The following is a 13,019-nucleotide window of genomic DNA, read 5'->3' on the forward strand; positions in this document are numbered from 1 at the left end:
CCCGTCAACAGATTACTTACGATTAATCGCGCGGTAACCGATATCTTTACGGCAGAAGCTGCCATCCCAGGAGATAGGTTGCAGCAGCTGATAAGCACGCTGTTGCGCCGCCGCCACATCTTCACCCAGCGCGGTTACGCACAGTACGCGTCCGCCATTGGTCACCACCAGATCATCCTGCATGGTGGTGCCAGCATGGAACACCTTGCCATCAGCCACTTCTTCCAGCGGTAAACCGTGGATCTGATCGCCGGTGCGGTAATCGCCCGGATAACCGCCAGCGGCCAGCACCACACCCAGTGAAGGACGCGGATCCCATCTGGAATCGCGCTGATCCAGTTTACCGTCGCAGGCGGCGAGGCAAAGATCGACCAGATCCGACTGCAGACGCAACATGATCGGCTGAGTTTCCGGATCGCCAAAGCGACAGTTAAATTCGATCACTTTTGGCTGGTTGTTGCTGCCAATCATCAGACCGGCATACAGGAAACCGGTGTAGGTATTCCCTTCGGCCGCCATACCGCGCACGGTTGGCCAGATAACTTCGTCCATCACGCGCTGGTGGATCTCATCGGTCACCACTGGCGCCGGAGAATAAGCGCCCATACCACCGGTGTTCGGGCCGGTATCACCGTCGCCAACACGTTTGTGATCCTGGCTGGTGGCCATTGGCAGCACGTGCTCGCCATCGACCATCACAATAAAGCTGGCTTCTTCGCCGTCGAGGAACTCTTCCACCACAATGCGGTGACCGGCATCGCCGAAGGCATTGCCTGCCAGCATATCCTGAATCGCATCTTCCGCTTCCTGCAGGGTCATGGCGACAATCACGCCTTTACCCGCCGCCAGGCCATCAGCTTTGATCACAATCGGTGCGCCTTTACTGCGCACATAAGCCAGGGCTGGCTCCACTTCGGTAAAGTTCTGGTACTCCGCCGTCGGGATATGATGGCGGGCAAGGAAATCCTTGGTAAAGGCTTTCGAACCTTCCAGCTGGGCTGCGGCCTGCGTTGGGCCAAAGATTTTCAGACCGGCGGCGCGGAAGGCATCCACCACGCCAATCACCAGCGGCGCTTCCGGACCAACAATCGTCAGGTCGATCTTCTCATTCTGCGCAAAGCTCAGCAGCGCAGGGATATCGGTGGCGCTAATCGCCACGTTCTGCAAAGCAGGTTCCAGCGCGGTACCGGCATTACCTGGCGCGACAAATACGGTTTCCGCCAGCGGTGACTGCGATGCTTTCCATGCCAGTGCGTGTTCACGACCACCATTACCGATAACTAAAATTTTCATTACGAATTCTCCAGGGGCGATTAATGGCGGAAATGGCGCATGTCGGTGAAGATCATCGCGATGCCGTGCTCATTGGCCGCCGCGATCACTTCATCATCACGAATAGAGCCACCCGGTTGGATCACACAGCTGACGCCAACCGCAGCGGCGGCATCAATACCGTCACGGAACGGGAAGAAAGCATCAGAGGCCATTGCACAGCCTTTCACTTCCAGACCTTCGTCCGCCGCTTTGATACCGGCGATTTTCGCTGAGTAGACGCGGCTCATCTGACCGGCGCCAATGCCGATAGTCATATTATTCTGCGCATACACGATGGCGTTAGATTTAACAAACTTCGCCACTTTCCAGCAGAACAGCGCATCACGCAGCTCCTGCTCAGTTGGCTGGCGCTCGCTGACGACACGCAGCTGGCTGGCGTCAACCATGCCCAGATCGCGATCCTGCACCAGCAGACCACCATTAACCCGTTTGAAATCGAGGCCTTTCTGACGCTGCTGCCACTGGCCGCAGGTCAGTACGCGCACGTTCTGTTTGGCAGCGGTGACTTTCAGGGCTGCAGCAGTAGCGGAAGGGGCAATAATCACTTCGACAAACTGGCGGCTGATAATCGCCTGTGCGGTTGCTTCGTCCAGCTCGCGGTTAAAGGCAATGATGCCGCCAAACGCTGAAGTCGGGTCAGTTTTGTATGCACGCTCGTAAGCATCGAAAATCGAATCGCCAACCGCCACACCACAAGGGTTTGCATGCTTGACGATCACGCAGGCTGCTTCGCTAAACTCTTTGACGCACTCCAGCGCTGCATCGGTATCGGCGATATTGTTATAGGAGAGCGCTTTGCCCTGCACCTGCTGTGCGGTAGCGACCGAGGCTTCAGTAATCTTCTCTTCTATATAGAAGGCAGCATCCTGATGGCTGTTCTCGCCATAACGCATATCCTGCTTCTTAATAAAGTTCAGGTTCAGCGTGCGCGGGAAGCGACCAGCCGGTTCGCTGGCGTCACCGTGGTAAGCCGGCACCATGCTGCCGAAGTAGTTGGCGATCATGCTGTCATAAGCGGCGGTGTGTTCGAACGCTTTGATAGCGAGATCGAAACGGGTCGCCAGCGTCAGCGAGTTTTCGTTGGCATCCAGCTCAGCAATAATGGCGCTGTAGTCGCTGCTCTTCACTACGATGGCCACATCTTTATGGTTCTTCGCTGCGGAGCGCACCATGCTCGGGCCACCGATATCGATATTCTCTACTGCATCTGCCAGTGAACAACCTTCGCGCGCCACCGTCTCGGCAAACGGATAAAGGTTAACGACCACCATGTCGATTGGCGCGATGTTATGTTCCGCCATAATCGCATCATCCTGACCACGGCGACCTAAAATGCCACCATGCACTTTCGGGTGCAGCGTTTTGACGCGTCCATCCATCATTTCAGGGAAACCAGTGTAATCCGATACTTCGGTTACTGGCAGACCAGCGTCAGCCAGCAGACGTGCAGTACCGCCAGTAGAGAGCAGTTCGACACCGCGGCTGGAGAGCGCCTGGGCGAATTCGAGGATACCGGCTTTATCAGACACGCTGAGCAGCGCGCGGCGTAGAGGACGAGGTTGTTGCATGGTGGTTATATCCCTTGGCTTTGGTTCGCAGTTACTTTGGGTAATGAAAGAGCGTTACATCAAGCTTAGCTGTTTCTCTTCTCTATATAGAAAGAAGATAAGTTTCAGGTAACGCCCCAAAAGGGGGGCCGAACGTCGCGTCGCATTGTAGCGAAAACGTTTGCGTGATGCTCGTCAAAATTGTCCGTTGCGGAACAATGTGGATAACTTTGTGCATAACTGCGTATAAGGCGGCCTTTTGCTGTGGATTGCAGCGAACAGTCAATTTATCGCAAATTAGGTGTTGCGGCCTGCGCGGAACTCCCTATAATGCGCAACCACTGAGACGGAACAACGGCTTACACAGCGGCGGCTCAGGAGGTTCGGGAAGCGAGTTAATCGGTTCTGAACCGCCGGAGAAAAACTTCTGAAAACGGGGTTGACTCTGAGGGAGGAAAGCGTAATATACGCCACCTCGCAGCAGCAGACGAAGTCGCTGATTGCACTGCTCTTTAACAATTTATCAGACAATCTGTGTGGGCACTCGCAGGGTTGATATCGCAAACCATCCCCGGATGGAAAAAATTTGAAATATCAAGTCTCAAGAGTGACTACTATATTCATTACGAATAACAGTTTTAATTCTTTGAGCATCAAGCTTTTTAATTGAAGAGTTTGATCATGGCTCAGATTGAACGCTGGCGGCAGGCCTAACACATGCAAGTCGGGCGGTAGCACAGAGGAGCTTGCTCCTTGGGTGACGAGCGGCGGACGGGTGAGTAATGTCTGGGGATCTGCCCGATGGAGGGGGATAACTACTGGAAACGGTAGCTAATACCGCATAATCTCGCAAGAGCAAAGTGGGGGACCTTCGGGCCTCACACCATCGGATGAACCCAGATGGGATTAGCTAGTAGGTGGGGTAATGGCTCACCTAGGCGACGATCCCTAGCTGGTCTGAGAGGATGACCAGCCACACTGGAACTGAGACACGGTCCAGACTCCTACGGGAGGCAGCAGTGGGGAATATTGCACAATGGGCGCAAGCCTGATGCAGCCATGCCGCGTGTATGAAGAAGGCCTTCGGGTTGTAAAGTACTTTCAGCGGGGAGGAAGGCGATGCGGTTAATAACCGCATCGATTGACGTTACCCGCAGAAGAAGCACCGGCTAACTCCGTGCCAGCAGCCGCGGTAATACGGAGGGTGCAAGCGTTAATCGGAATTACTGGGCGTAAAGCGCACGCAGGCGGTCTGTTAAGTCAGATGTGAAATCCCCGGGCTCAACCTGGGAACTGCATTTGAAACTGGCAGGCTAGAGTCTCGTAGAGGGGGGTAGAATTCCAGGTGTAGCGGTGAAATGCGTAGAGATCTGGAGGAATACCGGTGGCGAAGGCGGCCCCCTGGACGAAGACTGACGCTCAGGTGCGAAAGCGTGGGGAGCAAACAGGATTAGATACCCTGGTAGTCCACGCCGTAAACGATGTCGACTTGGAGGTTGTGCCCTTGAGGCGTGGCTTCCGGAGCTAACGCGTTAAGTCGACCGCCTGGGGAGTACGGCCGCAAGGTTAAAACTCAAATGAATTGACGGGGGCCCGCACAAGCGGTGGAGCATGTGGTTTAATTCGATGCAACGCGAAGAACCTTACCTGGCCTTGACATCCACGGAATTCGGCAGAGATGCCTTAGTGCCTTCGGGAACCGTGAGACAGGTGCTGCATGGCTGTCGTCAGCTCGTGTTGTGAAATGTTGGGTTAAGTCCCGCAACGAGCGCAACCCTTATCCTTTGTTGCCAGCGCGTGATGGCGGGAACTCAAAGGAGACTGCCGGTGATAAACCGGAGGAAGGTGGGGATGACGTCAAGTCATCATGGCCCTTACGGCCAGGGCTACACACGTGCTACAATGGCGCATACAAAGAGAAGCGAACTCGCGAGAGCAAGCGGACCTCATAAAGTGCGTCGTAGTCCGGATCGGAGTCTGCAACTCGACTCCGTGAAGTCGGAATCGCTAGTAATCGTAGATCAGAATGCTACGGTGAATACGTTCCCGGGCCTTGTACACACCGCCCGTCACACCATGGGAGTGGGTTGCAAAAGAAGTAGGTAGCTTAACCTCCGGGAGGGCGCTTACCACTTTGTGATTCATGACTGGGGTGAAGTCGTAACAAGGTAACCGTAGGGGAACCTGCGGTTGGATCACCTCCTTACCTATGTGAAGATACTCCGCGCAGTGCCCACACAGATTGTCTGATGAAAGTAACGAGCAACAGTAACAGAGTCCCCATCGTCTAGAGGCCCAGGACACTGCCCTTTCACGGCTGTAACAGGGGTTCGAATCCCCTTGGGGACGCCATACTCTGATAACGATGTGAAAGACGTTATCAACCCAGTATCTCAAAACTGATTAGGCCGCAAGGCGAGTCACGTTTGAGATATTTGCTCTTTAAAAATCCGGAACAAGCTGAAAATTGAAACGATATGTCGTCTCATTTCTCCGTAATAAGAAATGAAGCACGATATATTCGAGTCTCTCAAATGCTTGCAGCCCCGAGGGTCGAAAGACACTTCCGGGTTGTGAGGTTAAGCGACTAAGCGTACACGGTGGATGCCCTGGCAGTCAGAGGCGATGAAGGGCGTGCTAATCTGCGATAAGCGACGGTAAGCCGATATGAGGCGCTATACCCGTCGATACCCGAATGGGGAAACCCGGTGCACTGCGGTGCATCATCGTTAAGTGAATACATAGCTTAACGAGGCGAACCTGGGGAACTGAAACATCTAAGTACCCAGAGGAAAAGAAATCAACCGAGATTCCCCCAGTAGCGGCGAGCGAACGGGGAACAGCCCAGAACCTGAATCAGTTTGTGCGTCAGTGGAAGCGTCTGGAAAGTCGCAGGGTACAGGGTGATACTCCCGTACACAAAGGCACACTTGCTGTGAGTTCGATGAGTAGGGCGGGACACGTGACATCCTGTCTGAATATGGGGGGACCATCCTCCAAGGCTAAATACTCCTGACTGACCGATAGTGAACCAGTACCGTGAGGGAAAGGCGAAAAGAACCCCGGCGAGGGGAGTGAAACAGAACCTGAAACCGTGTACGTACAAGCAGTGGAAGCCCTCTTCAGGGGGGTGACTGCGTACCTTTTGTATAATGGGTCAGCGACTTATATTCTGTAGCAAGGTTAACCGTATAGGGGAGCCGCAGGGAAACCGAGTCTTAACTGGGCGTTAAGTTGCAGGGTATAGACCCGAAACCCGGTGATCTAGCCATGGGCAGGTTGAAGGTTGGGTAACACTAACTGGAGGACCGAACCGACTAATGTTGAAAAATTAGCGGATGACTTGTGGCTGGGGGTGAAAGGCCAATCAAACCGGGAGATAGCTGGTTCTCCCCGAAAGCTATTTAGGTAGCGCCTCGTGAACTCATCTCCGGGGGTAGAGCACTGTTTCGGCTAGGGGGCCATCCCGGCTTACCAACCCGATGCAAACTGCGAATACCGGAGAATGTTATCACGGGAGACACACGGCGGGTGCTAACGTCCGTCGTGAAGAGGGAAACAACCCAGACCGCCAGCTAAGGTCCCAAAGTCATGGTTAAGTGGGAAACGATGTGGGAAGGCACAGACAGCCAGGATGTTGGCTTAGAAGCAGCCATCATTTAAAGAAAGCGTAATAGCTCACTGGTCGAGTCGGCCTGCGCGGAAGATGTAACGGGGCTAAACCATGCACCGAAGCTGCGGCAGCGACGCGTATGCGTTGTTGGGTAGGGGAGCGTTCTGTAAGCCGTCGAAGGTGGACTGTGAGGTCTGCTGGAGGTATCAGAAGTGCGAATGCTGACATAAGTAACGATAAAGCGGGTGAAAAGCCCGCTCGCCGGAAGACCAAGGGTTCCTGTCCAACGTTAATCGGGGCAGGGTGAGTCGACCCCTAAGGCGAGGCTGAAAAGCGTAGTCGATGGGAAACAGGTTAATATTCCTGTACCCGGTGTTACTGCGAAGGGGGGACGGAGAAGGCTATGTTAGCCGGGCGACGGTTGTCCCGGTTTAAGCGTGTAGGCTTGCGTTCCAGGCAAATCCGGAACGCTTTAAGGCTGAGGCGTGATGACGAGCCACCACGGTGGTGAAGTAACAAATGCCCTGCTTCCAGGAAAAGCCTCTAAGCATCAGGTAACATCGAATCGTACCCCAAACCGACACAGGTGGTCAGGTAGAGAATACCAAGGCGCTTGAGAGAACTCGGGTGAAGGAACTAGGCAAAATGGTGCCGTAACTTCGGGAGAAGGCACGCTGCTGGTAGGTGAACCCCCTCGCGGGCGGAGCCGAAGGCAGTCGAAGATACCAGCTGGCTGCAACTGTTTATTAAAAACACAGCACTGTGCAAACACGAAAGTGGACGTATACGGTGTGACGCCTGCCCGGTGCCGGAAGGTTAATTGATGGGGTTATCCGCAAGGAGAAGCTCTTGATCGAAGCCCCGGTAAACGGCGGCCGTAACTATAACGGTCCTAAGGTAGCGAAATTCCTTGTCGGGTAAGTTCCGACCTGCACGAATGGCGTAATGATGGCCAGGCTGTCTCCACCCGAGACTCAGTGAAATTGAACTCGCTGTGAAGATGCAGTGTACCCGCGGCAAGACGGAAAGACCCCGTGAACCTTTACTACAGCTTGACACTGAACATTGAGCCTTGATGTGTAGGATAGGTGGGAGGCTTTGAAGCGTGGACGCCAGTCTGCGTGGAGCCAACCTTGAAATACCACCCTTTAATGTTTGATGTTCTAACCTGGCCCCGTAATCCGGGGTGGGGACAGTGTCTGGTGGGTAGTTTGACTGGGGCGGTCTCCTCCTAAAGAGTAACGGAGGAGCACGAAGGTCAGCTAATCACGGTCGGACATCGTGAGGTTAGTGCAATGGCATAAGCTGGCTTGACTGCGAGAGTGACGGCTCGAGCAGGTGCGAAAGCAGGTCATAGTGATCCGGTGGTTCTGAATGGAAGGGCCATCGCTCAACGGATAAAAGGTACTCCGGGGATAACAGGCTGATACCGCCCAAGAGTTCATATCGACGGCGGTGTTTGGCACCTCGATGTCGGCTCATCACATCCTGGGGCTGAAGTAGGTCCCAAGGGTACGGCTGTTCGCCGTTTAAAGTGGTACGCGAGCTGGGTTTAGAACGTCGTGAGACAGTTCGGTCCCTATCTGCCGTGGGCGCTGGAGAATTGAGAGGGGCTGCTCCTAGTACGAGAGGACCGGAGTGGACGCATCACTGGTGTTCGGGTTGTCATGCCAATGGCATTGCCCGGTAGCTAAATGCGGAAAAGATAAGCGCTGAAAGCATCTAAGCGCGAAACTTGCCTCGAGATGAATTCTCCCTGACTCCTTGAGAGTCCTGAAGGGACGTTGAAGACTACGACGTTGATAGGCCGGGTGTGTAAGCGCAGCGATGCGTTGAGCTAACCGGTACTAATGACCCGTGAGGCTTAACCTTACAACACCAGAAGTGTTTTGGTGAGCGTTGAGAGAGACGCGACAGTATTCAGCTTGTTCACCGGAATTAAGTCCGAAGGATTTTGCGCTGTGACAAGGCGGCAACTGAGACGGCATGAAGGAGCATACAGAAGTATGTGACTGAGTGACGCGAAGGCAGCCAACGCGGTCAGAGCGTAAAAGACACAGGACAGAGCACAAAGAATTTGCCTGGCGGCTTTAGCGCGGTGGTCCCACCTGACCCCATGCCGAACTCAGAAGTGAAACGCCGTAGCGCCGATGGTAGTGTGGGGTCTCCCCATGCGAGAGTAGGGAACTGCCAGGCATCAAATAAAGCGATAACCCTTATGCGAAAGCATAAGGGTTTTTTGCGTTTGGGACTTTTTCAGCAATGCTTTGCCGTTAAGGTGAAACATTTTCAACTATTGGATGATCTCTCGACTTTTGTACGGCAAAAGGCTATCTTCAGGCATCTGGATGTCTAAACGTATAAACGTATGAATGAGGAAAACAGGTTATGCCAATCAGGGTACCCGATGAACTACCAGCAGTGAATTTCCTGCGCAACGAGAACGTCTTTGTGATGGCCTCGTCACGCGCAAGTGTTCAGGAAATCCGTCCGTTAAAGGTGCTGGTATTAAATCTGATGCCAAAAAAGATTGAGACTGAGAACCAGTTTTTGCGCCTGCTCTCCAATTCGCCGCTGCAAATCGATATTCAGTTACTGCGTATCGACGCGCGTGAATCACGTAATACACCGAGCGAGCACCTCAACAATTTCTACTGCAATTTTGAAGATATCCAGCACGATAATTTTGATGGATTGATCGTCACTGGCGCGCCTTTAGGTCTGGTGGATTTTAACGATGTTGCCTACTGGCCGCAGATCCAGCGCGTGCTGCACTGGGCGAAAGAGCATGTCACCTCGACACTATTTGTCTGTTGGGCGGTGCAGGCGGCGTTAAATATCCTGTATGGCATTCCGAAACAGACGCGACAAAGCAAACTTTCTGGCGTGTATGAGCACCAAACCCTGCATCCACACGCGCTGCTTACGCGCGGCTTTGATGATAACTTCCTCGCTCCGCATTCACGCTATGCCGATTTCCCCAGCCAGTTATTGCGCGACTACACCGATCTGGAGATCTTCGCCGAATCAGAGCAGACCGGCGCATACCTGTTTGCCAGTAAAGATAAGCGGCTGGCGTTTGTCACCGGTCACCCTGAGTATGATGCCCTGACACTGTCGGGTGAATATCATCGTGATTACGAAGCCGGATTACAGCCTGACGTGCCATTTAATTATTTCCCGCAGGACAATCCCGAGCTGCCACCGCGTGCCACCTGGCGTAGCCACGGCAATCTGCTGTTTACCAACTGGCTGAACTATTACGTCTACCAGATCACACCGTTTGATCTGCGCCATATGAATCCAACGCTGGAATAATCTGCTGTGGCGGGTTGAATGCTTTTTGACCCGCCGATCACTTCTGCCTGTCCCATCTCTCTGCTGAAAACCTCTTCCTTTCGCTTATCAATTTTATTGCATTAATTTTCAATCTCTTAATTCGCTTTCATTATTAAAATGGAAATAGTTTTTGATTTTGAATTTTTTCTGATTATGCTTTGATCTTGTAGCTTATAAAAACAGCAGCAGGCAGATCAGACGATCGATCGTGCAGGATCAAACGGGAGAGGGCGAACATGACACAACATGTAATCACTACTGAGCTGGCATTCAGTCAGCCCTTTGGCAGTGCGGAACAGCAGGTTTTAACCGATGGCGCGGTTGATTTTCTTGGTGAGCTGGTGACGCGCTTTACGCCACGTCGCAACGGGCTACTGGCTGAACGTACGCTGGTACAGCGCAAAATTGATAATGGCGAGCTGCCTGATTTTATTTCGGAAACCACTTCCATTAAAAGTGCGGGCTGGAAGATCCGTGGTATTCCGACGGATTTACAGGATCGTCGGGTAGAGATCACCGGCCCGGTAGAACGCAAAATGGTGATCAACGCCCTGAATGCCAATGTGAATGTGTTTATGGCGGACTTTGAAGACTCACTGACGCCTTCATGGCAGAAAGTGATCGACGGGCAGATCAACCTGCGTGATGCGATCAGAGGCACTATCAGCTACAGCAATGAAGCGGGCAAAATCTACCAGCTCAAACCCGATCCTGCGGTGCTGATTTGCCGGGTGCGCGGACTGCATCTGCCGGAAAAGCATGTGTTATGGCGTGGTGAAGCGATTCCCGGCAGCCTGTTTGATTTCGCGCTCTACTTTTTCCACAACTATCAGGCGCTGCTGGCCAAAGGCAGTGGTCCCTATTTCTATTTGCCAAAAACCCAGTCTTTTCAGGAAGCGGCCTGGTGGAGTGAGGTATTCAGCTATGCCGAAGATCGTTTCGATCTGCCGCGCGGCACGATTAAAGCGACGCTGCTGATTGAAACCCTGCCGGCAGTATTTCAGATGGACGAGATCCTGTATCACCTGCGTGAACATATTGTCGGACTTAACTGCGGCCGCTGGGATTACATCTTCAGCTATATCAAAACGCTGAAGAATCATGCCGATCGTGTCTTACCCGATCGCCAGTCAGTCACCATGGAGCAGGGTTTTCTCGATGCGTATTCGCGGCTGTTGATTAAAACCTGCCACCGTCGCGGCGCTTTTGCCATGGGCGGTATGGCGGCATTTATTCCCAGTAAAGAGCCTGAACGCAACGAATGGGTGCTGAATAAAGTGCGCGCCGATAAACAGCGTGAAGCAGTCAATGGCCATGATGGCACCTGGATTGCGCATCCGGGGCTGGCCGACGCGGTAATGGCGGTATTTGACCAGGCGCTGGGTGACAAAGCGAACCAGCTGGATGTACTGCGTGAAAACGATGCGCCGATCAGCGCGCAACAGTTACTGGAACCCTGCGAAGGTGAACGCACTGAAGCGGGGATGCGCGCCAATATTCGGGTCGCAGTGCAGTATATCGAAGCCTGGATTTCCGGTAATGGCTGCGTGCCGATCTATGGACTGATGGAGGATGCGGCGACCGCTGAGATCTCGCGAACTTCAATCTGGCAGTGGATTCGCCATCAGAAAACCCTGACCAACGGTGAGACAGTGACCCGCGCGCTGTTCAGCCAGATGCTGGCGGAAGAGATGCGGGTGATTCAGGAAGAGCTGGGGGACCAGCGTTTTTGTCAGGGACGATTTGATGACGCCGCGCGTCTGATGGAGCGCATCACGACTGAAGCTGAACTGGTGGAGTTTCTTACGCTGCCAGGTTACCGCCTGATCCCTTAAGCCTTATTCCCGACAACCACGGAGTATCCGCTATGACCTCACGTACCCAACAGATTGAGAAAACAGAACAAAGCTGGCGCAATGCACGCTGGGAAGGCATTACCCGCCCTTACAGCGCGGCGGAAGTGGTGAAACTGCGTGGTTCCGTCAATCCGGCCTGTACGCTGGCGCAGCAGGGAGCGGAAAAACTGTGGGCGCTGCTGAACGGCGGCGCGAAGAAGGGTTATATCAACAGTCTGGGTGCGCTGACCGGCGGTCAGGCGTTGCAGCAGGCGAAAGCGGGTATTGAAGCGATTTATCTCTCTGGCTGGCAGGTGGCGGCCGATGCCAATCTGGCGGCCAGCATGTATCCCGATCAGTCGCTCTATCCGGCGAACTCGGTGCCAGCGGTGGTGGAGCGGATTAATAACAGTTTTCAGCGTGCTGATCAGATTCAGTGGTCCGGCAATATTGAACCGGGCGATGCGCGCTATACCGACTACTTTTTGCCGATTGTCGCCGATGCGGAGGCGGGCTTCGGCGGCGTGCTGAATGCCTTTGAACTGATGAAGTCGATGATTAGCGCCGGTGCGGCGGGTGTGCATTTTGAAGACCAGCTGGCCTCGGTGAAAAAATGCGGCCATATGGGCGGCAAGGTGCTGGTGCCGACGCAGGAGGCGATTCAGAAGCTGGTTGCCGCGCGTTTAGCGGCGGACGTTATGGATGTACCGACGGTGCTGATCGCCCGTACCGATGCCGATGCCGCCGATCTGATCACTTCCGATTGCGATGAATATGACCGGGAGTTTATTACCGGTGAGCGCACGCCGGAAGGTTTCTTCCGTACCCGCGCCGGGATTGATCAGGCGATCAGCCGCGGACTGGCCTATGCGCCTTATGCCGATATGCTGTGGTGCGAAACCTCGACGCCGGATCTGGCGCAGGCGCAGCGCTTTGCCGATGCCATTCATGCGCGTTTTCCGGGCAAGCTGCTGGCCTATAACTGCTCGCCGTCGTTTAACTGGAAGAAAAACCTCGATGACCGCACCATCGCGCGCTTCCAGCAGGCGCTGGCGGAGATGGGCTACAAATATCAGTTTATTACCCTCGCGGGCATCCACAGCATGTGGTTCAACATGTTCGATCTGGCGCAGGCTTACGCGCAGGGAGAAGGGATGCGGCACTACGTCGAGAAAGTGCAGCAGCCGGAGTTTGCCGCCATCAGGCAGGGTTACAGCTTTTCGTCACATCAGCAGGAAGTGGGAACCGGCTATTTCGATAACGTCACCACCATTATTCAGGGTGGCGCGTCATCGGTTACCGCGTTAACCGGTTCGACTGAAGAGCAGCAATTCGATCATTAATCATTTG

General features: G+C 53.9%; 5 protein-coding genes, 1 tRNA gene and 3 rRNA genes. 7 read left to right on the forward strand and 2 right to left on the reverse strand.

Annotation, left to right across the window (positions count from 1 at the left end):
* Positions 1-12: 12 nt before the first annotated feature.
* Together purD and purH are read right to left on the reverse strand one after the other, a co-directional pair.
* Entirely contained in the window at positions 13-1,293 is a 1,281-nt protein-coding gene (purD, locus tag J2125_RS12585; protein ID WP_017803062.1) for a phosphoribosylamine--glycine ligase, read from the reverse strand.
* A 20-nt stretch (positions 1,294-1,313) separates the two neighbouring features.
* Complete coding sequence (gene purH / locus J2125_RS12590; RefSeq protein WP_017803063.1) at positions 1,314-2,903, reverse strand: bifunctional phosphoribosylaminoimidazolecarboxamide formyltransferase/IMP cyclohydrolase; 1,590 nt, start codon at positions 2,901-2,903, stop codon at positions 1,314-1,316.
* A 642-nt stretch (positions 2,904-3,545) separates the two neighbouring features.
* On the opposite strand from purH, the gene J2125_RS12595 reads away from it, so the two are divergent.
* The 7 genes from J2125_RS12595 (at position 3,546) to aceA (ending at position 13,012) form a co-directional block, all read left to right on the forward strand.
* Positions 3,546-5,088, forward strand: a 16S ribosomal RNA gene (locus tag J2125_RS12595).
* 70 nt (positions 5,089-5,158) lie between these two features.
* Positions 5,159-5,234 (forward strand) — tRNA-Glu (locus J2125_RS12600).
* A 225-nt stretch (positions 5,235-5,459) separates the two neighbouring features.
* Positions 5,460-8,367, forward strand: a 23S ribosomal RNA gene (locus J2125_RS12605).
* A 208-nt stretch (positions 8,368-8,575) separates the two neighbouring features.
* Positions 8,576-8,691: ribosomal RNA gene (rrf, locus tag J2125_RS12610) — 5S ribosomal RNA — on the forward strand.
* The 16S, 23S and 5S rRNA genes sit together here with 1 tRNA gene alongside, the layout of an rRNA operon.
* A gap of 192 nt (positions 8,692-8,883) precedes the next feature.
* Positions 8,884-9,813, forward strand: a complete 930-nt coding sequence (metA, locus tag J2125_RS12615) for a homoserine O-acetyltransferase MetA (RefSeq protein ID WP_017801712.1) — start codon at positions 8,884-8,886, stop codon at positions 9,811-9,813.
* Between the two features lie 257 nt (positions 9,814-10,070).
* Positions 10,071-11,669, forward strand: coding sequence for a malate synthase A (aceB, locus tag J2125_RS12620; protein ID WP_017801711.1), 1,599 nt, complete (start codon positions 10,071-10,073; stop codon positions 11,667-11,669).
* A 32-nt stretch (positions 11,670-11,701) separates the two neighbouring features.
* The gene (aceA, locus tag J2125_RS12625; RefSeq protein ID WP_017801710.1) at positions 11,702-13,012 is read left to right on the forward strand and encodes an isocitrate lyase; all 1,311 of its coding nucleotides are present in this window, start codon (positions 11,702-11,704) and stop codon (positions 13,010-13,012) included.
* Positions 13,013-13,019: the final 7 nt, after the last annotated feature.

The sequence above is a fragment of the Winslowiella toletana genome, assembly GCF_017875465.1.
Lineage (GTDB): Bacteria > Pseudomonadota > Gammaproteobacteria > Enterobacterales > Enterobacteriaceae > Erwinia > Erwinia toletana.

Excerpts from the sequence above, each read along its gene's own strand:
- aceA (WP_017801710.1), top strand. The coding sequence starts at position 11,702 with ATGACCTCACGTACCCAACAGATTGAGAAAACAGAACAAAGCTGGCGC.
- purH (WP_017803063.1), bottom strand. The coding sequence starts at position 2,903 with ATGCAACAACCTCGTCCTCTACGCCGCGCGCTGCTCAGCGTGTCTGAT.
- aceB (WP_017801711.1), top strand. The coding sequence starts at position 10,071 with ATGACACAACATGTAATCACTACTGAGCTGGCATTCAGTCAGCCCTTT.
- purD (WP_017803062.1), bottom strand. The coding sequence starts at position 1,293 with ATGAAAATTTTAGTTATCGGTAATGGTGGTCGTGAACACGCACTGGCA.
- metA (WP_017801712.1), top strand. The coding sequence starts at position 8,884 with ATGCCAATCAGGGTACCCGATGAACTACCAGCAGTGAATTTCCTGCGC.